The 18790-nt window shown below is 63.3% G+C and carries 23 protein-coding genes; 15 read left to right on the forward strand and 8 right to left on the reverse strand.

The annotated features are described in order from the left end of the window. The first annotated feature begins 3 nt into the window (after nucleotides 1-3). The 3 genes from ACN0X7_RS03140 to ACN0X7_RS03150 are packed head-to-tail and all read left to right on the forward strand — an operon-like array spanning nucleotide 4 to nucleotide 1867. On the forward strand, nucleotides 4-813 hold the full coding sequence (locus ACN0X7_RS03140; protein WP_417514018.1) for an enoyl-CoA hydratase: 810 nt from the start codon (nucleotides 4-6) through the stop codon (nucleotides 811-813). 1 nt (nucleotide 814) lies between these two features. Continuing rightward, nucleotides 815-1324, forward strand: coding sequence for a CoA-binding protein (locus ACN0X7_RS03145; RefSeq protein WP_417514020.1), 510 nt, complete (start codon nucleotides 815-817; stop codon nucleotides 1322-1324). 3 nt (nucleotides 1325-1327) lie between these two features. After that, complete coding sequence (locus ACN0X7_RS03150) at nucleotides 1328-1867, forward strand: carboxymuconolactone decarboxylase family protein (RefSeq protein ID WP_417514022.1); 540 nt, start codon at nucleotides 1328-1330, stop codon at nucleotides 1865-1867. A 10-nt stretch (nucleotides 1868-1877) separates the two neighbouring features. Here the strand turns inward: ACN0X7_RS03150 and ACN0X7_RS03155 are convergent, their stop codons facing one another. Continuing rightward, nucleotides 1878-3020 (reverse strand): GSU2403 family nucleotidyltransferase fold protein, encoded by a 1143-nt coding sequence (locus tag ACN0X7_RS03155; protein WP_417514023.1) that lies wholly within the window; start codon nucleotides 3018-3020, stop codon nucleotides 1878-1880. Nucleotides 3021-3225: 205 nt separating this feature from the next. Here ACN0X7_RS03155 and ACN0X7_RS03160 point away from each other — a divergent pair, with 205 nt between their 5' ends. Then, nucleotides 3226-4512 (forward strand): O-acetylhomoserine aminocarboxypropyltransferase, encoded by a 1287-nt coding sequence (locus ACN0X7_RS03160; protein WP_417514025.1) that lies wholly within the window; start codon nucleotides 3226-3228, stop codon nucleotides 4510-4512. Nucleotides 4513-4515: 3 nt separating this feature from the next. On the opposite strand, the gene cysQ is transcribed toward ACN0X7_RS03160, so the two are convergent. Together cysQ and ACN0X7_RS03170 are read right to left on the reverse strand one after the other, a co-directional pair. Beyond that, nucleotides 4516-5301: a 3'(2'),5'-bisphosphate nucleotidase CysQ gene (gene cysQ, locus ACN0X7_RS03165; protein ID WP_417514027.1), complete on the reverse strand. Its 786-nt coding sequence runs from the start codon at nucleotides 5299-5301 to the stop codon at nucleotides 4516-4518. 1 nt (nucleotide 5302) lies between these two features. Next, nucleotides 5303-6049, reverse strand: a complete 747-nt coding sequence (locus ACN0X7_RS03170) for an SDR family oxidoreductase (RefSeq protein WP_417514029.1) — start codon at nucleotides 6047-6049, stop codon at nucleotides 5303-5305. Nucleotides 6050-6144: 95 nt separating this feature from the next. Between ACN0X7_RS03170 and fdhD the strand changes: the two genes are divergently transcribed. The 4 genes from fdhD to ACN0X7_RS03190 are packed head-to-tail and all read left to right on the forward strand — an operon-like array spanning nucleotide 6145 to nucleotide 9216. Next, a complete protein-coding gene (gene fdhD / locus ACN0X7_RS03175; RefSeq protein WP_417514031.1) occupies nucleotides 6145-7020 on the forward strand; it encodes a formate dehydrogenase accessory sulfurtransferase FdhD in 876 nt (291 codons plus the stop codon). Then, nucleotides 7017-7619 (forward strand): molybdenum cofactor guanylyltransferase MobA, encoded by a 603-nt coding sequence (gene mobA / locus ACN0X7_RS03180; RefSeq protein WP_417514033.1) that lies wholly within the window; start codon nucleotides 7017-7019, stop codon nucleotides 7617-7619. The genes fdhD and mobA overlap by 4 nt, the downstream gene beginning before the upstream one ends. A 59-nt stretch (nucleotides 7620-7678) precedes the next feature. Next, nucleotides 7679-8452 (forward strand): hypothetical protein, encoded by a 774-nt coding sequence (locus ACN0X7_RS03185; RefSeq protein WP_417514035.1) that lies wholly within the window; start codon nucleotides 7679-7681, stop codon nucleotides 8450-8452. Further along, nucleotides 8398-9216 (forward strand): FkbM family methyltransferase, encoded by an 819-nt coding sequence (locus tag ACN0X7_RS03190; protein WP_417514037.1) that lies wholly within the window; start codon nucleotides 8398-8400, stop codon nucleotides 9214-9216. The genes ACN0X7_RS03185 and ACN0X7_RS03190 overlap by 55 nt, the downstream gene beginning before the upstream one ends. A 110-nt stretch (nucleotides 9217-9326) precedes the next feature. On the opposite strand, the gene ACN0X7_RS03195 is transcribed toward ACN0X7_RS03190, so the two are convergent. Together ACN0X7_RS03195 and ACN0X7_RS03200 are read right to left on the reverse strand one after the other, a co-directional pair. Continuing rightward, nucleotides 9327-10076: a CoA-transferase gene (locus tag ACN0X7_RS03195; protein WP_417514039.1), complete on the reverse strand. Its 750-nt coding sequence runs from the start codon at nucleotides 10074-10076 to the stop codon at nucleotides 9327-9329. Continuing rightward, nucleotides 10073-10909 (reverse strand): CoA transferase subunit A, encoded by an 837-nt coding sequence (locus tag ACN0X7_RS03200; RefSeq protein WP_417514041.1) that lies wholly within the window; start codon nucleotides 10907-10909, stop codon nucleotides 10073-10075. Before ACN0X7_RS03200 ends, ACN0X7_RS03195 begins: the two co-directional genes overlap by 4 nt. Before the next feature lie 183 nt (nucleotides 10910-11092). Here ACN0X7_RS03200 and ACN0X7_RS03205 point away from each other — a divergent pair, with 183 nt between their 5' ends. From ACN0X7_RS03205 to ACN0X7_RS03225, 5 genes are all read left to right on the forward strand, one after another. Beyond that, a complete protein-coding gene (locus tag ACN0X7_RS03205; protein WP_417514043.1) occupies nucleotides 11093-11317 on the forward strand; it encodes a hypothetical protein in 225 nt (74 codons plus the stop codon). 34 nt (nucleotides 11318-11351) lie between these two features. Beyond that, the gene (locus ACN0X7_RS03210) at nucleotides 11352-12218 is read left to right on the forward strand and encodes a sulfurtransferase (RefSeq protein WP_417514044.1); all 867 of its coding nucleotides are present in this window, start codon (nucleotides 11352-11354) and stop codon (nucleotides 12216-12218) included. Between the two features lie 92 nt (nucleotides 12219-12310). Then, the gene (locus ACN0X7_RS03215; RefSeq protein WP_417514046.1) at nucleotides 12311-12574 is read left to right on the forward strand and encodes a hypothetical protein; all 264 of its coding nucleotides are present in this window, start codon (nucleotides 12311-12313) and stop codon (nucleotides 12572-12574) included. Nucleotides 12575-12586: 12 nt separating this feature from the next. Next, nucleotides 12587-12796 (forward strand): hypothetical protein, encoded by a 210-nt coding sequence (locus tag ACN0X7_RS03220; protein WP_417514048.1) that lies wholly within the window; start codon nucleotides 12587-12589, stop codon nucleotides 12794-12796. 170 nt (nucleotides 12797-12966) lie between these two features. Beyond that, the gene (locus ACN0X7_RS03225) at nucleotides 12967-13692 is read left to right on the forward strand and encodes a hypothetical protein (RefSeq protein ID WP_417514050.1); all 726 of its coding nucleotides are present in this window, start codon (nucleotides 12967-12969) and stop codon (nucleotides 13690-13692) included. Nucleotides 13693-13738: 46 nt separating this feature from the next. Here ACN0X7_RS03225 and ACN0X7_RS03230 read toward each other — a convergent pair whose 3' ends face one another. The 3 genes from ACN0X7_RS03230 to ACN0X7_RS03240 are packed head-to-tail and all read right to left on the reverse strand — an operon-like array spanning nucleotide 13739 to nucleotide 16536. Beyond that, nucleotides 13739-15277 carry a cryptochrome/photolyase family protein gene (locus tag ACN0X7_RS03230; RefSeq protein ID WP_417514052.1) on the reverse strand — a complete coding sequence of 513 codons (1539 nt, stop codon included), beginning with the start codon at nucleotides 15275-15277 and terminating at the stop codon, nucleotides 13739-13741. 9 nt (nucleotides 15278-15286) lie between these two features. Beyond that, nucleotides 15287-15946, reverse strand: coding sequence for a ChrR family anti-sigma-E factor (locus ACN0X7_RS03235; protein ID WP_417514054.1), 660 nt, complete (start codon nucleotides 15944-15946; stop codon nucleotides 15287-15289). Beyond that, nucleotides 15943-16536: a sigma-70 family RNA polymerase sigma factor gene (locus ACN0X7_RS03240; protein WP_417514056.1), complete on the reverse strand. Its 594-nt coding sequence runs from the start codon at nucleotides 16534-16536 to the stop codon at nucleotides 15943-15945. The genes ACN0X7_RS03235 and ACN0X7_RS03240 overlap by 4 nt, the downstream gene beginning before the upstream one ends. Nucleotides 16537-16664: 128 nt before the next feature. Here ACN0X7_RS03240 and ACN0X7_RS03245 point away from each other — a divergent pair, with 128 nt between their 5' ends. Together ACN0X7_RS03245 and ACN0X7_RS03250 are read left to right on the forward strand one after the other, a co-directional pair. After that, on the forward strand, nucleotides 16665-18011 hold the full coding sequence (locus ACN0X7_RS03245; RefSeq protein WP_417514058.1) for an NAD(P)/FAD-dependent oxidoreductase: 1347 nt from the start codon (nucleotides 16665-16667) through the stop codon (nucleotides 18009-18011). Beyond that, complete coding sequence (locus ACN0X7_RS03250) at nucleotides 18008-18787, forward strand: DUF1365 domain-containing protein (protein ID WP_417514060.1); 780 nt, start codon at nucleotides 18008-18010, stop codon at nucleotides 18785-18787. Before ACN0X7_RS03245 ends, ACN0X7_RS03250 begins: the two co-directional genes overlap by 4 nt. Nucleotides 18788-18790: the final 3 nt, after the last annotated feature.

Consider the following 18790-nt stretch of genomic DNA (forward strand, 5'->3'; position numbering starts at 1 on the left):
AAGATGGCTGATACGGCACAACAGGTTGCAACAGATGACATTCTGCTGCGCGAGGACCGCGATGGCATTGCCTGGCTGACGCTCAACCGGCCCGGCGCGTTCAACAGCCTGTCGACCGAACTGATGACCTGCATCCAGGACGAACTGGCGCGGCTGGCCGACGATGCCTCGATCCGCGTCATCGTGATCGCGGGCTCGGGTCCCGGCTTCTGTGCGGGACACGATCTGCGCGAAGTGCGCGGCAATCAGCGGAACGCGCCATTCCTGAAGGCCATGCTGGCGCAGTGCAGCACCATGATGCAGACCATCGTCAACCATCCGAAGCCGGTGATCGCGCGGGTGCACGGCATCGCCACCGCCGCCGGCTGCCAGCTTGTCGCGAGCTGCGATCTGGCCATCGCCGAGGACGGGTCGCGCTTCGGCACGCCCGGCGTGAACATCGGCCTGTTCTGTCACACGCCGATGGTGGCGCTGTCGCGCAACGTCAGCCGCAAGCATGCGATGGAAATGCTGCTGACCGGCGAGATGGTGGATGCCGACGACGCCATCCGGTTCGGCCTGATCAACAGGGCGGTGCCGCTCGCCGATCTGGACGAGGCCGTGATGACGCTCGCCAAACGCATTGCGTCGAAGTCCTCCTACACGCTGAAGATCGGCAAGCGCGCCTTCTACGAGCAGCTTCAGCAACCGACGCTGGGCGAGGCCTATGCCTACGCCTCCGAGGTCATGCTGGAAAACCTTGCCGCACACGATGCGGGTGAAGGCATCCAGGCCTTCATCGACAAGCGCGATCCGGTCTGGGAGGACCGCTGAGATGGCCGACACGGCGGCGGCGCTGCCGGACGAGAGCTATGACGACGACGAGATCCGTCGCGTCCTGCGCGAGACGAAGACCATCGCCATGGTCGGTGCCTCGGCCAACTGGAACCGACCCAGCTTCTTCGCCATGAAATACCTGCAGGCCAAGGGCTACCGGGTCATTCCGGTCAACCCGAAGGAAGCGGCGGCAGGCAATGAGATCCTTGGCGAGAAGGCGGTCGCGGGCCTGAGGGACATCGACGTGCCCGTGGACATGGTGGACTGCTTCCGCAATTCCGACGCCATCCCGCCCATCGCCGACGAAGCCATCGAGATCGGCGCGAAGACGCTCTGGCTGCAGCTTGGCGTGCGCCACGATGCGGCTGCCGCGAAGGCGCGCGCGGCGGGCCTGACCGTGATCCAGAACCGCTGCCCCAAGATCGAGTTCGGCCGACTATCGGGCGAGATCGGCTGGATGGGCGTCAACACCGGCGTGATTTCCTCGAAACGGCAACGGCGGGTCTGAACCATGGATCGCATCATCGAACCGGTCAGCCTGCGCAATGCGAAACCCGACCAGCGCGCGGTGCTCGACACGTTGCGCAAGCAATGGTCGAAGGTCCCAATGTCCTTCGCCTTCATGGCCACGCAGCCCGAGGCGCTGGAGGCATTCTCCGCCTTCTCGCGCGCAGTGATCTACGACTGCCCGCTGGATCCGAAGCTGCGCGAGATCGTCTATCTGCGCACGGCCATGCTGGCCGGCTGCAAGCTTTGCGTCGCCAACCACACGGCGGAAGCCCGCAAGGAAGGCGTCAGCGAACAGCAGATCGCGGACCTGGCGGACGCCGCCGGCAGCACCGCTTTCTCGGACCTGGAGAAAGCCGCGATCCGCTACGCCGAGCACGTCGCCGGCAAGCCGGGCCGGACGCCCGACGATCTGCTGGCGCAATTGAAGGACGGTCTCGGCAATGACGGCGTGATCGCGCTGACCCAGGTCATCGGTCTGGCCAACCTGTTTTCACGCTTCAACAACGCGTTGCACACTTACGACGAGGCTGACTACGCCTGATCCGGTGCAGTCACAGCGTTTCCAACACCCCGGCAATGTCGGGTCGGCGCGCGAGACTCGCTTCGATCCGATGCCGCCAGGCCGGGCCACGCGACAGGGCGTCTTCGTAAGCTTCCTTCAGATCGCCGGGACGGTCCTCGGAAAGAACCGAGACGAGTATCCCGACTTGCATAAGGTCTTTCCTGGCTTTCAGGCTGTCCGGACCATCCTTGCGTCGGTCGGCAACAATTAGTTTGTGGATGGCGAAGCGTTCCGGCCGAGGTATCCTGATCAGAACGCCATCGCGATAGACCAGCGCCGCATGAACGGGATCGGCGATCAGGAAGTTCAGATGGTGCAGAGACTGGGCGCTGACACCAAGAGCGCCCAGCGGCCTGATTCCCTCGTCTTCCCGGAACGACGGAGTTAGAAACTCCACGAGCGCCCCGCCATTCCCCTGTCTCCATCGCCAGACATCAGCGGGTGCGAGGCCCGGCACGGGCGCGAAATCGAAGTCACGGAATACATCCTCCAAGCCCGGATCAACATGGTCTTCCAGCGCGAGTGACAGCCGTTCGAAACTGGCAATGTCGATATCGTCGGTCATCGCTGCCTGATCCATCCGCAGGCGGATCGCCAGTTCTCCTTCATACTGGCGGAAAGCGTTCGTCCCGACGAGAACACCTCCCAGCCGGAAAAGGCCTGTTCGCGCCATGGCGGACATCAGACTGCCCGTCGGACCATCGGCACCCAGAAAACGCTCGCTGCGCAACAGCCGGACCAGCCGGATTCTCTCACGGCTTCTTCCCTCGCGCTCGGCTTTCAATTCCTCGTGGCGTTCGACCCTTCGCCTGAGGTTTTCGGAATCCTCGCCAAGATAGCGTTCCTTGATATCAGTCCCGATCCGGTAGCGGTCATACCAGTAGCCTCGCTCACCGCGACGCCGCAGCATGGGCTTGCCACGAATCTCCGACACGGCTTCGTCGAGAAGCAGAGTAATGAGATCATGATAGGCTGCCGTCGCCGTATGTGAATGTCTTCGAACGTCGATCATCAGACTTTGCCACACAAAAAAAATTTCTGTGTGGCAAAGTAATCCTCCAGCACTTGCCACACAAGGATTTTTTTGTGTGGCAAGCAAGTGCCGTTGCGCTGAGGCCAGCGATCCTGCCATTCTGGCCAAGCTCAAGGAAGGTGCAGCACTTGATTGAAACGGTCATACGCACGGACTGTCACCCCCGCCACCGTGCGGGGGCAACAGACGATACGGCGAACACCGTGCGTGTAGGATATTCAGAAAGGCCCCCGGATAAACCGGGGGTGACAGTCCGGCAGTTGGCGATTGAGTCAGGGACGGAACTGCGCAACGGGGGTGCGGGATGACGCAGAAAAGCGACTATGGATTCGAGACGATTGCGGTGCATGCGGGGGCATCTCCGGACCCTGTGACAGGTGCGCGGGCAACGCCGATCTATCAGACCTCGTCCTACGTCTTCGAGGACGTGGACCAGGCCGCCAGCCTGTTCAACCTGCAGACCTTCGGGAACATCTACACACGCCTGACGAATCCGACCGTGTCGGTGCTTGAGGAACGTGTCGCGACGCTGGAAGGCGGGGCGGCGGCGCTGGCGGTGGCATCCGGCCACGCGGCGCAGATGGTGCTGATGTTCGCGCTGCTGGAACCGGGCGAGAACTTCGTCGCGTCCAGCAAACTGTATGGGGGGTCGATCACGCAGTTCGGCACGACGTTCCAGAAAATGGGCTGGCACTGCACCTTCTGCGATCCGGACGATCCCGACAGTTTTCCCGCCGCCATCGACGAAAAGACCAAGGCCATCTTCATCGAGAGCAGTTCCAATCCCGGCGGAGTGATCACCGATATCGAACGGTTCGTCGAGATCGCCCATGCGCATGGCATCCCGCTGATCGTCGACAATACCTGCGCATCGCCGTGGGGATGCCGACCCTTCGACTGGGGGGCGGATCTGGTGGTGCATTCGGCGACCAAATATCTGGGGGGCCATGGCAATTCCGTCGGCGGCGTCATTGTCGAGAGCGGCGACTTCGACTGGGCGGCCAGCGGGCGGTTCCCGTCCATCGCTGCGCCTTGTCCCGCCTATCACGGCCTGAACTTCTACGAGACGTTCGGGCGTTTTGCCGTCACGGCCTATGGCCGCGCGGTCGGCCTGCGCGACTTGGGTCCGGCACTGTCGCCGTTCAACGCCTTTCTGATCCTGACCGGGATCGAGACCCTGCCGCTGAGGATGGAGCGCCACACGGCCAATGCGCAGCAAGTCGCCGAATATCTCGCCGACCACGATCAGGTGGACTGGGTATCCTTCGCCGGACTGCCCGGTGCGAAATACGAAACGCTGCAGAAGAAATATCTGCCGAAGGGCGCGGCCCCGCTTTTCACCTTCGGCCTGAAGGGCGGTTACGATGCGGGTGTGAAGCTGGTCGAAAGCGTCAACCTGTTCTCCCACCTGGCCAACATCGGCGAGACCAGGAGCCTGATCCTGCACCCCGCCTCCACCACGCACCGGCAACTGACAGGGGATCAGCAGATCGCAGCCGGTGCAGGCCCGGACGTGGTGCGTCTGTCGATCGGCATCGAGACCATCGACGACATCATCGCCGATCTGGATCAGGCATTGGCGCAGTTCTGACGCTCACCCGCCCCGCGCGACGAAGAACGGATTCTCGAAGCCCGGCTTGCCATAGGTCAGCGGGTGGCCGACGTCACCTGCGACCTCTCCGCCGTCGATCACCTGGATCACCCCGCCTGCCGCGGCGAGCACCGCATGCCCGGCGGCGATATCCCATTCCATGGTCCGGCCCAGACGCGGATACATGTCGGCGGCACCTTCGGCCAGCCGGCAGAGCTTCAGCGACGAACCGGCGGACACGAGTTCCAGTACCGGGATGTCCTTGAGATATTCGTCCGTCGCGCTGTCGCGGTGGGAGCGGCTGGCGACCACCACGAAGCCGTCGTGATCGGCGGACCGGACCCCGATCGGTTCGGCCTGACCCTGCCCTTTGCGGCGAAAGGCATGGCCGCTGCCATAGCCCCAGTAGCTCTGGTCCAGCGCGGGCAGATGAACGGCACCGACGACAGGCACGCCATTCTCGATCAGGGCGATGTTCACGGTGAACTCGCCGTTGCGGTTGATGAATTCCTTCGTGCCGTCCAGCGGATCGACCAGAAAGAAACGTCCGCCCGAGATGTCGGGAATATTGCCGGCGGCCACCGATTCCTCGGCCACCACGGGAATGCCGGTGTTCAGCGCGTCCAGCCGTTCCAGGATGATCGCCTCGGCCTTCTCGTCGGCCGCGGTGACCGGCGAGCTGTCGTCCTTGGTCTTCGAATCGAAGTCGGTGCCGTAGATCTCCAGGATTGCACGGCCCGCTTCCTCGTTGATGGCGACCAGCGCCTCGGCCAGTTCCTTCGGATCCATCTCAGCGCCCTCCCGCAACGTCGAGCAACGCACCGGTGACATAGGAGGCTTCCTCGCTCATCAGCCAGACGGTCGCCTGGGCGACTTCTTCCGCGCTGCCGCTCCGGCGCATGGGAACGCCGTCCTTGAACTTCTCAACCCGGTCCGCAGCACCGGCGCTGGCATGGATTTCGGTGTCGATCAGACCGGGGCGGATCGCGTTCACGCGGATACCTTCCGGCCCGACTTCCTTGGACAGGCCGAGCGTGAAGGTATCGATGGCGCCCTTGGTCGCCGCGTAGTCCACGAATTCGTTGGGCGAGCCCAGCCGCGCGGCGGCGGACGACATGTTGACGATCACACCGCCCTTGCCGCCGTGCTTCGTCGACATGCGCAGGATTGCCTCACGCGCGCACAGGAAGGACCCGGTGATGTTGATGCCGAGAATCTTCGCCAGACGCTCCGACGTCATCTCATCGACGCGCGAGATGGGCAGCACAACGCCGGCATTGTTCACCAGCGCGGTCACCGTGCCGAGTTCGTTGTCGACTTCGCGGAACATGGACTGGACGTCGGATTCCTTCGAGACGTCGCAGGGATAGACGATCGCCTTGCCGCCCTTCGCCTCGATATCCTCCACGGCCTGCAGCGCTGCGTCGCGATCATTCTGATAGTTCACGCAGACGTCGTAGCCTGCCTCGGCGGCCAGACGGCAGACTGCCGCCCCGATGCCCCGGCTGCCGCCGGTAACGATTGCCACGCCTGCCATGATCTTTCTCCCCTGAATTGAGCGGCGGAGGAAACCACTCCCCCAACGGACGGTCAAGGCTGGCACTGGCTACGGAAACGCACCACATTCGGGATATGGACGAATCAGCTACCTATCTTGTGCGGCCCGACCCGGCAGACGTGCGCCTGACACGGCGCATGAAGGGCATTGACCACACGGGGCAGCCGGTCGAGCAGGACGTCGCCGTCGAGATGGCGCTGACCCTGTTCCTGAACGGGCAGGAGATCGTCACCATGATGACCATCGGCGACTATCCGGACTGTCTGGCCGTCGGATACCTGCTGAACCAGAACATGATCACAGCCGACGATGAGATCACCGGTATCGAGCTGGACGACGAGAAACCGCACATCTTCGTCGCCACGGCGCGCCGCACCGATTACGAATTCAAGCTGAAGAAACGCACCCTGACATCGGGCTGCGCCCAGGGGACCGCGTTCGGCGATGTCATGGAGAAATTCGACCAGGTCCGGCTGGACACGTCGGCGGAACTGAAGACCTCCTGGCTTTACGCCCTGACCCGCACGATCAACACCACGCCGTCGCTGTATCTGTTGTCCGGCGCGATCCATGGCTGCGTGCTGTGTGAGGGCGATCGCCCGCTGATCTACATGGAGGATGTCGGACGCCACAATGCGGTGGACAAGATCGCCGGATACATGCGGCTCAATGGCGTGTCACCGGCGGGCAAGCTGTTCTACACGACCGGCCGGCTGACCTCGGAAATGGTGATCAAGACCGTGCAGATGGAGATACCGATTCTGATCTCCCGCTCCGGCTTCACGGCCTCGGGCGTGGAACTGGCCCGGCGCGCCGGACTGACCCTGATCGGCCGGGCACGCGGCAAGCGATTCGCCTGCCTGTCGGGCCAGGACCGCATCCGTTTCGACGTTGATCCGGAGAAAATACCCGACGAACCATCGAAACATCGCAGGAAGGCGGCTGAATGAATGTCGCGGGCCTGATCCTCGCGGGCGGACTGGCCCGGCGCATGGGCCGCGGACAGAAGGCGCTGCTGCCGCTGGGCGGGCGTCATCTGATCGGCCACGTCATCGAGCGCCTGTCACCGCAGGTCGCACCGCTGGCGCTGAACGTGAATGCCGAACTGGACCAGTTCTCGGAACTGGGCCTGCACATCGTCAGCGACACCGTACCGGGTTTTGCCGGTCCGTTGGCCGGCGTGCTGGCGGGGCTGGAATGGATCAGGCGACTGTCGCCTGTGCCCGATTTCCTGCTGACCGCACCGACCGATGCACCGTTTCTGCCCGATGATCTATGCGCGCGCCTTGCCGCAGCCGCCGAGGATGAAGCGGCTGACATCGCCGTCGCGAGCAGCGGGGAACGCACACATCCCGTAGTCGCATTGTGGCGGCCATCGCTGTCGAAAGATCTGCGAAAGGCTTTGATCGAAGACGACATTCGCAAGATCGACCGCTTCACCGCAGTGCACAGGACCGTGCATGTCGACTGGAGTCTCGACGGCGGCGATCCGTTCTTCAACATCAACCGGCCTGAGGATCTGGAGGCAGCGGAGACACTTTTGGGGTGACCGCGCCGGACGCAGCGGCTATGTCCGCCTGAGCACCAGTACACACCAGCGGAGCCCGCATGTCAGCCCCCACCGAACAGGAAGCCGTCAATATCGTCACCCTGAAATGGGGCGACCGGTACGGGCCGGACTTCGCCAACCGGCTCTACAATGGTGTGGCCAGGAACCTGACGCGCCCGTTCCGCTTCATCTGCTTCACCGACAACGGCGAAGGGCTGCTGCCGCAGATCGAGGTCCACCCCCTGCCGCCCATCGTGCTGCCGGAAAGCCATCAGCGCACGACCTGGCTGAAACTGGGCCTGTTCATGGATGGCTTGGCCGAGATGCAGGGCGACTGCATGTTCCTGGATCTGGACCTTTTGATCACGGGCAACATCGACTGTTTCTTCGAGTACATGCCCGGCAAGCGCTGCATCATCCACAACTGGGTCCAGCGGCATCTGGTCTTCAAGAAGCGTCCCGACGTGGGCAATTCGTCCGTTTTCCGCTGGCGGGCGAACACGACCCAGTTCATCGTCGACAAGTTCTATGCCGAGGCCGACTGGGCGATGGCGAACTTCAAGCCACCGCAGACCTATCTGACCTACGGCCTGGGCGAGAAATACTGGTGGCCAGAGGAATGGGCGCAGAGCTTCAAGCGCCAGTGCATCCCGCCATTTCCGCTGAACCTGTTCCAGACGCCAAAGCTGCCGGAAGAGGCACGGATGGTGGTCTTTCACGGTCTTCCCGACCCGGACCAGGCGCTGGAGGGCTACAAGGCGAAACGGCTGCACAGGCGATGCCTGCCGACGCCGTGGATCAGGGATTTCTGGGACGAAAGCGCGCCGCGGTGATCCGGAAGATCAAGCGCGCGCTGGGGATCCATTTTTCCTCCAAGGCGCTGGCGCGCAATCCGAACATCTGCCTCAGACAATATGCCCGACGGTTCCGCAGCTTCGGCGATCTGGCGCGCGATCTGACCGACCGGCAGAAGGTCACGATTGTTCAGGTCGGAGCCAATGACGGATCGGCGAACGACCCGCTTGGCAGGATGATTGCCGCCCATCCTGAACGCATCGCCAGAGCGCTGCTGATCGAACCCCAGACGGATGCGTTCGGCAGGCTGTCCGGACGCTACGCGGGGCAGGCGCACATCACCTGCCTGAACGCCGCCATCGACCGGACCGCCGGTGAACGCCCGGTCTATTCGATCGACAAGGACGCGGTCGAAGCACGGATCGGGCAGCGGATGTCGGACGGGATCGCGTCTTTCGATCGTAGCCACGTCGCCAGCGTTTTGCGGGCCAATACGGACGGGCTGACGGATGCGGAAATCGATGAACTGATCACAAGCGAGGTCGTGGCCGTCACGACCCTTGCGGCTGCATCGGCGGAAGTCGGCACGGATCAGCCGGATATCCTGCTCGTGGATACCGAAGGTTTCGATGCCGAGATCATGCGCATGGCGCTGGAAGCGGGATGGCGGCCCGCCCTGCTGCAGTACGAACACAAGCATCTGAGCCCGCAGGACCGCCGCGAGATCTCATCGCGGCTGATGGCCGAGGGCTACCGGCTCTGGGCCGATCACGCCGACGTCTGGGGTCAGCGCGCCAGCTAGAGCGTTTTTCGTTTTCATGGAATCACCATGAAAACGAAATAACGCAACTCGCACAGGTAGTTGCCATTCTTGAAAACAGTCTGAATGGTTCCATTCAGACTGTTTCCGCCCTAGGCGTACTCGGGAAAGACGCGTTGCGCGAAGCGGGGATAGGTCTCCGCGATTTCCACCGAGACGTGCTGGCGGATCTCGTCCAGCACGGCCCGGGTGGGCATCTCGGTTTCCGGCACGTGGTCCGGCACATCGAAATCGAAGCCCGTGTTGTCGCGCACTTCCTCGACCGTGTGACCGGGATGCACGCTTTTCAGATGGAACCGTTTCCGGTCGGCGTCGAACCCCATCAGGCACAGCGGCGAGACCATCGCGTAGGGCCCGCCGGTGCGATAGACGCCCTTTTCGCTGACGCCCGGTGTCGACACGAAGTCGACCTTCGGCACGAACACGCGGCGGCTGTGTTCCTCGCGGAACAGGATCACGCGCGGCACCAGATAATAGAGATAGGCCGAGCCGAACGATCCCGGCCAGCGGATGCCGCCGGACGGATAGTCGCCGGTCCCGACCAGATTGATGTTCGCTTCGCCGTCGATCTGGCCGCCGCCCAGGAAGAAGGCATCCAGCCGCCCCTGCCCGGCCCAGTCGAACAGTTCGACACCGCCGTTGGTCATCAGGTTGTTGGCGCGGCTGCCGAGGATGTTCACCTTCATCGTCCCGCCGCTGTGACGGCGCGCCAGCAGGCACCCGCCCCCCGGGATCGGCGACGATGCGCCGGCCGCCACCAGACGCGAGCCCTCCAGCAGGCGTGCGATGATGGCGATCAGCAGTTCCTCGGGCTTGACCTCGTCGGGCGCGACGCCGCTCATTCGGCGGCCACCGCGCGACCCGAGCCCTGCACGAATTCGGCGACGTAACCCGCGAAGCCCTCGTCGGAACGCGCCGAAGCCACGTAATGCTGCATGTGCGCATCGTCCGTACCGTACTCGTTCCAGAACGACAGCGGCCAGCAGCCCTGCTTGGCCTCGGCGACCGCGCCGACATAGACGTTCGGCAGCGTACCGGCAGCGGTTCTGTCGTCTTCCAGCAGGTTGCCGTCCACGATCTCCTCGACCGTGATCAGCGATTGCGTGGCCGCGCTGGCCATCGCCACCAGTTCCCGGCGGATACCCAGATAGACATTGCCGTGACGGTCGGCCTTCAGGCCATGGAAGATCGCGAAGTCCGGGCGGATCGCCGGCAGCAGCACGATCGGGTCCTCTTCGTCGGAGAACGGGTTCTGCTGAACCTTCCAGTCGTCGCGATGCTTCAGCACGTCCGAACCGATCATGCCCCGCAACGGCATGTAGGGAATGCCCTTCTGGCCGGCCTGGATGCCCGCGTGAATGGCCGGACATGTGGCGTCCTTGATCCTGATCTCGCCCGCCTTCAGCGCCGCCTGAAAGCGGGGTGCCCCGCCGAACTCGCCCAGTGTGACCGCCGACGTCTCGATGGTCTTCACCGCGCCCGCGCCGATCAGCATGTCGCCCTGCAATCCCGTCACCGGGACACAGACCAGATGCAGGTCGCGCACGCCCCGGCGCACCATGGCGCGGGTCAGTTCCATGGCGATGCCGGAATAGTCGGCGGGGATCGCGATCTTGGAGCCGTCGGGAATCAGCGCGGCCAGTTCGTCGGCATTCGACTTCACGATATCGGTCAAGGCATGTCCTCCCAGAGTATGGGCCGGAATATATCATCACCGCAGGGGACGGCAAAGCGGTCGGGGCGCATAGGAGATACGCCGCCCGGACGGCGCACCGATGCTGGCCAGAGCAAGTAAGCGTTCCTTGATCATCCGCTACTCAACTGTTATCTTTCAGAAAATCAAAGGAGATATGCCTGCATGGCCCGCGCGAAGATATCGAAAGTCGGTGGACGGACAGCTGTTATTCTACCGGATGAGGTAGCCGAACGATTCGAACTCTTCGCTGGAGAAACCGTATACGTGCGCGATTCTGCACGTGGACTTGAAATCACGGGCATGAGTCCGACCGAAGAGAATGATCTTCGGAACGGACAGCGCACGCTCAATCATTATCGCCATCATTGGCGCTACGCAGGCGAGTGATCTACAGTCCCCTGGTCGAAAAAGGGGAAACGAGATGACCGACCGTGCTGCACGCTGGCTGATGAGCACCGATGCTCTCGCCGACCGGATTGATGACCCGGATCTGCGCATTTTCGACTGTTCGACCCGGCTCGCACCCGATCCCAAGCATACCTATCGTGTCGTTGCCTGCCGCGACGAGTGGCAGCATGCGCACATTCCGGGTGCCGGCTTCATCGATATTCAGGCACAACTGTCGAAGCCCGATCCGGTGCTGCGCTTCACGTTGCCGGACCGGGCAGCGTTCCAGGACGGGGTCCGCGCCCTTGGCATCAACAACGACAGCCACGTCTTGCTCTACAGCCGGCATCACCCCATGTGGGCGACGCGCGTGTGGTGGATGCTGCGCGCCTTCGGATTCGACAATGCGGCCATTCTGGATGGCGGGATCGACAAGTGGGAGGCGGAGGGCCGCCCGGTTTCCAGCGGCGATGACAGCTATCCGGCCGGGAATTTCACCGCCAATCCACGCCCCGAGCTGATCGCCGACCGGCACCAGGTGCTCGGCGCGGTCACGACCGGACAGGCGGTGATCCTGAATGCCCTCAGCCGCGAACAGCACGCGGGCGGCGGGACACACTATGGCCGCGCAGGCCGGATCGCCGGATCGGAACTGTCGTCGGCGCGCGAGATGATCGACCCGAAAACCAGAGCCTTCCGGCCCCTGCCCGAACTCCGCGCAATGCTGGCGGACACGGGGGCGATGGGCGACAAGCCCGTCATCACCTATTGCGGCGGCGGGATCGCGGCGACCACGCCGGCGTTCGTCATGGCCCTGCTGGGCAAGGACGATGTCGCCCTCTATGACAATTCGCTCAGCGAATGGTGCTCCGATCCCGCCCTGCCGATGGAAACCGGCTGACCGTCCGCATATTCCGACTTTGTTCTCAATTTCGATTGACTAATGTGTATATTTACCGATAATACCGCCTACACAATCAGTGGAGGCGTGGTGTGCATATCGATGACCTTCTGGACGAACGGGAGCGGCTGCTGGGACAGCGGGCTTCCGTGCTACAGGCCATGAGCCCGGCCGTCATGGCGTCCGATCTGGATCAGGAAACGCAGGAGGAGTTTCGGGCCTGCGTGGAACAGGCGCTGGACGACGCCTTCTTCGGCCTGCTGGACCCAATCGAAACCGAGATCGAGGAACATGAGGCGGCGCGGTCGTTCCGCAGGTTGCGCGCGGACATCATCGACCTCAGAAGCCGTCGGTAGGAGGTCGGTACCATGACAATGACAGTGATGGTGGAAGTCTTCGCCCAGATCAAGGATCCGGACCACGAGCGCCTCTCGGTCACGCTCTCCGACGGCCAGATCACCCTGCAGTCCGCCGACGGCCCGCGGCTCTGGTTCAGCCGCGCCACCTTCGACCAGATCGCTGAACTTGTCCGGCAGCAGGACATCGCGCTGTCGGAATTCAGACGGGACGCCGGCTGATACCGAGGCCGGGGAAACGCGCCAACCGAGCGATTCGACGCGGTTTCAGCTCGGGGACAAACGATCCGGGATCAAAAAGCGCAGACGTCGAGGTGTGCCGCACCGGAAAAAGTGCCGTTCGCGGAATGATTGCAGTTCAAGCGCACCTCGGAATGCAATAGGAACCGAGCATGTTCAGGATAATTTCATTGCTCGCCCTGAGTGCTTTCCTCGCAGCGTGCGCGGCAACGCGCCCCGCCTTCCAGCCCCCGCTCGCGCCCGATCAGCTCGCCATCGGAAACCAGACCTACCGTGTGCCCTTGTCGCCAGGATCATGCCCGCTGGGCATCGACGACCCGCTGGAAGCACGCATCCTGAAGATCGCGCATCGGAAACTCGGGCGTCGCCTGAAGGTTCATCTGGTGCACATGAACTGTGACGGGTTAAGAGAGGCGCAAAGGACCGGTGACCTCAAGACCATCGAGTTTCGCATCTGGGGCGAACCGCTGGTTTCGGGACGTGTTGCCTCCGCCACGCCGGAGAATGTCCTGCGCTTCGAGAGTACCCGCAGTCTCTTCAGCGACATCAATGACAGCGAGCGCGCCAATGCCCGGAAGGCCCTTCTGGACGCAATTGATGAATCGGCCCGTAGCAGGAGCACGGAGATTCTGTGCCTCCACCCTGCCGCGTCGGCGCGATCGGTTGGCGGAGAGGTCTGCCTCGCAGAGACGGATACGAACGACCCGACCATGATCGACATGTCCGGATCCGTGCGCATGCTGAACCAACACTTCGTGGTCGCAGTGGTCGCCAGATTTCCAGGCGATGGCGTACGCGGCCCGACATTTTCCGAGGCCGAGGCCATGCTGGATCAAATGGTGCTGCTGAAGTGGAGCAAGACCGTTCCAGCTTCTTGATTGAAGCGGTCCGAACCGGCAACAGGGCCTTCCGACACCGGGCAGGCTATTTCGGATTGCGGCGGAACTTCAGGGCGTCGGCCTCGATCTCGTCCTTTCGCGCGTCGGACATCCGGTCATAGGTGGCGTACATGTTCGACAGCCGCCGGTTGCCCTCCAGGCGGTCCCGCTTCCGGGCCAGGAAATCCCAGTAGAGATAGTTGAACGGACAGGCGTCCGGCCCTGCCTTCTTCGACACGCTGTAGTCACAACCGGCGCAATAGTCGCTCATCCGGTTGATGTAGTTGCCACCCGCCGCGTAGGGCTTCGACCCCAGCAGACCGCCGTCGGCGAACTGGCTCATGCCCAGCGTGTTCGGCAGTTCCACCCACTCGTACGCATCGGCGTAGACGGCCAGATACCATTCGTGGATCTTGACCGGTTTGACGCCGAGCAGCATGGCGAAGTTACCGGTCACCATCAGACGCTGGATATGGTGGGCATAGGCCTCGTCGCGGGTCTGTTCGACGACCTGCCGCACGCACGCCATCTTCGTCTCCGCTGTCCAGTAGAAGTCGGGCAGCGACCTGCGCTGGTCCATCTCGTTCAGCTCGGCATAGTCAGGCATCTTCAGCCAGTAGACACCGCGCACATATTCCCGCCAGCCGATGATCTGCCGGATGAAGCCCTCGGCCGCATTCAGCGGCGCATCCCCGTTCCGGTAGGCCTTTTCCACGCGTTCGCAGACCTTCAGCGGATCGAGCAGGCCCGCGTTGATGTAGATCGACAGCAGACTGTGGAACATGAACCGCTCGCCGGTCATCATCGCGTCCTGATAGTCCCCGAAATCGGGCAGGCAATCGCTGATGAAGTGATCCAGCGCCTTCTCCGCGTCGTCCGACGTCACGGCGAAGCGGAAATTCCCGAGGCTGCCGAAGTTGTCGGGAAAGCTGGATGCGACCAGTTCAAGCACTTCCAAGGTGATCTCATCGGGCTCGAACCAAGTCCGTTCGGGCAGGTCCAGACCGTCCTTCGGCGGCTTGCGATTTTCGGAATCGTAGTTCCACTCCCCGCCCTCAGGATCGTCACCATCCATCAGCAGACCGGTCTTGCGGCGCATCTCCCGATAGAAGTATTCCATCCGAAGCTGTTTGCGGCCATCGGCCCAGGCGGCGAATTCATCGCGCGTGCACAGGAAACGCTCGTCGTTGAGGATACGCACGCGGGGCGAGAACCGGTATTTCCAGCCCGACATCTCGTCCATCAGGCGCCATTCCCCGGGCTCGACCAGCACGATTTCCTCGGGGTTCAGGTCATCGACGGCCCGCGCGACCTCGTCGCCCAGCGAGCCGGTATTGGCGTCATCGTCATAGGCGACGTAGCGCACCGTCCATCCGTCATCGCGCAAGGCGTCGCGGAAATGGCGCATTGCGGAGAAGATGAAGGCGATCTTCTTCTTGTGGTGCGGGACGTAGGTGGCTTCCTCGGCCACCTCCGCCATCAGGACCGTGTCCCTTGCCGGATCGGCGTAGGACAGCGACGCCATGTCTTTCGACAGCTGATCGCCCAGAACAAGGATCAGCCGCCCTTCGCCGGACGCAGCCATGGAGTCAGGTCAGATACGGATGAACGACTGCATCAGCCGCGGCACGATACCGGTGAACGCGAGCGGGGCATCGGTTGCGATGATGCAGATGCAGTCCTCGCCGCTGTCGGAGACCGGCTGATGCTGAATATCGCCGTCCAGATCGGCGATGTCGCCTGCCTGAAAGCGTCCAATCTCATCGGTATAGGAACCGCTGACGATCAGGGTCATCTCGTGTCCGCCGTGACTGTGCTGGGGCACCGAGCGGCCCGGCGCGATCTTCAGCAGCTTGACGCCGTCGTCATGCCCGTCCGGTCCCTTCAGCTTCGCCTGCTTGATGCCCGGCCCGATGGCCCGCCAGCGGACCTCGGACAGATCGTCCGGCAGCAGATTGCCAAGCGGGGCCGGCACGCCGTGCTTGCCCTGCACCGCAGGTGTCTCGGCCTGATCGTCGGGTCGATGGCCGGCGATCCGCGCGAACACGGCATCCAGCGCGCGATCGCTGACGCTGACGGGCGGCGCGTCGGCCATCAGTACCGCGCCCATGTCCTCTCCCAGCGCCGCGTGGCGACGGCATCGCGGACAGGCACCCAGATGGGCGGCAACGATCAGGGAAAGTCCCTGCGACAGGCTGCCGGCTGCATGGGCAAGCAGCGTCGCTTCACTCGGGTGATGGCGAATCTCGCTCAAAGCTCGTCTCCTACCAGGTTCCGGACCTTCCTGAAGGCCAGCCGCAGGCGTGATTTTACGGTCCCCAGCGGCAGGTCCAGCTTGTCGGCGATGGCCGAATGCGGCAGGCCCTCGAAAAACGACAATCGCACGATCTCGAACTGCTCCGGCGGCAGGTCCGCCATGGCCGCCCGCACGCGCTCCTGATCCTGCACGACCGACAGGGCCTTCTCGCCATCGTGGGGCGGGTCGGGCTGGAACATCGGGTCATGGGGATCCGGCTGCGGCCGATTCCGGCGACGCAGCAGGTCGATCCGCTTGTTCCGGGCGATCGTGAATATCCACGTGCTCGCGCCCGCCTTGGCCGGATCGAACAGGCGGGCCTTGGTCCACAGTGTGACCATGGTTTCCTGAACGACTTCCTCGGCCAGATCGTCGCTTGCACCGGACTTCATCATGAAGCCCTTGATGCGCGGGCCAAAGTGGCCGAACAGGTCGGCAAACGCGCTGCGGTCGCTCTTGCCGGCGACGCGCAGGATCAGGTCATTGAAATCGGGATCGGGCAGCGCCGCTGTCCTCCCCGGCTTGCGATTATCAACAGATGCCGTCATTAACATGCCCACCTTACGGCACCATTCCCCGAACGGATCACCCCGATCCCGCCGATCAGCGAGATCACGGCAACGTCTGTGATCCATCCTCAGAAGGCATTCGTAACCTGCGCATGATCACTCAATCAATGCCTTCGGGAACCCGGATCGCCGTCATCGGAAGCGGCATCACCGGATTGTCCGCGGCCTGGCTGCTCGGCCAGCGCCACGACGTGACCATCTTCGACCGGGCCGACTATGCCGGCGGCCACACGAACACCGTCGATGCGCGCACCGGCGACGGCATCGTCCCGGTCGACACAGGATTCATCGTCTTCAACGACCGGAACTACCCGAATCTGTGCGCACTGTTCGACCACCTGCGCGTCGCGACGGCGGCTTCGGACATGTCGTTTTCGGTCTCCGCGGACGATGGCCGGTTCGAATACGGCGGCGCACGGCCTTCGATGCTGTTCGCGCAGAAGCGGAATGTGGTGAAGCCCAGGTTCCTGCGCATGCTGCGGGACCTGATGCGGTTCTACCAGGCAGGCCAGCAGGCGGTGCGCGACGGCATCGATGACGTCTCGTTGCGGGACTTCCTGACCCGCCTGGATGTCGGCCCGGAACTGATCAACTATCATGTACTGCCGATGAGTGCGGCCATCTGGTCGTCGCCGGCGGGTCGCGTGCTGGATTTCCCGGCGGCCCCTTTCTTCCGTTTCATGCAGAATCACGGCCTGCTGGGCCTCGGCGACCGGCCGCGCTGGCGCACCGTGGTCGGCGGCGGGCGCAGCTATGTGCATGCCCTGCTGAGACAGTTCAACGGCACCCTTAAGCTGAACACCGGCGTGGAGGCGGTCACCCGCACGCCCGACGGTGTCCGCATCGAGGACCGCCAGGGCGGCATCCACCTTTTCGACCAGGTGATCATGGCGAGCCATGCCGACGAAAGCCTGCGCATGATCAAGGACGCCGATCCTGCAGAGGAACGCATCCTTGGCGCGTTCAGGTACCAGCGCAATCTGGCGGTGCTGCATGGCGATTCCGGCTTCATGCCGACGCGCAGGCGGGCATGGGCAAGCTGGAATTATCTGATGTCGGACGGCGCGGAGAAGCGCGCGCCCACCGTCACCTACTGGATGAACCGGTTGCAGCCGCTGGGCACGCGCGACAATCTGTTCGTCACCCTGAACCCGCCGGTCGAGAACATGCCATCGCACGTACAGCGCAGCTTCCCCTACGATCATCCGATGTTTGACGGCGCGACCGATCAGATGCAACGGGCGATCTGGGACATTCAGGGACAGCGCGGCCTGTGGTTCTGCGGCAGCTATCTGGGGCACGGGTTCCATGAAGACGGCATCCAGGCCGGTCTGGCGATCGCCGAAGCGGTCGGCGGCGTGCGCCGGCCATGGACCGTGGAGGAGGAATCGGGGCGCCTGCAGATCCCGCCCGGCTGGCCCGAGACCATCCGCCAGCACGTGCAGGCGGCATGAGCAAAGCGCCCGGAGCAATCTACGAAGGCCGCGTGATCCATACGCGCAGCCGGCCCCGGCGTCACCGGCTGTCCTACCGCGTCTTCGCGATCCTGCTCGACATCGACCGGCTGGCGGAGACCGACCGCCGTCTGAAGCTGTTCGGCCACAACAGGTTCAGGCTGATGTCGTTTCGCGACCGTGACCACGGCCCGCCGGAAGGTCATCAGGATCTGCGCGGCTGGGTCGACCGGATGGTCGCCCGGATCGGACAACCGGTCCCGGATCGGGTTGAACTGCTCTGTTACCCGCGTCTGTTCGGCTATGTCTTCAATCCGTTGAGTGTCTATTTCTGCTACGACGGCTCGGGCGCGCTGACCGCGACCGTGCAGGAGGTCCACAACACCTTCGGAGAACGGCATGCCTATGTCCTGCCCGCCGACACGAAGGGCGACGGCGTGCTGGTCAGACAGACGGCGGACAAGCGCTTCTTCGTATCGCCCTTTCTGGCTGTCGAGGGTCGCTACCGGTTCGCCATCCGCCCGCCCGGCGATGACATCGCCGTCGTCATCAAGCACGCGGACGCCGACGGTCCGATCCTGAATGCGGCCTTCACCGGCAAGTTCCGCCCGCTCACGGACCGGCAGATCACGCGCGCGGTCTTGCGCCATCCGTTCATGACCCACAAGATATTCGCCGGCATCCACTGGGAAGCCCTTAAATTGTGGTTGAAGGGCGTGCCCTATGTCGGCAGGCCGAAATCGAAGAAACGTGACACGGGCTTTCAGCAAGGCTGATCG

This window comes from Minwuia sp., assembly GCF_048263705.1.
Lineage (GTDB): Bacteria > Pseudomonadota > Alphaproteobacteria > Minwuiales > Minwuiaceae > Minwuia.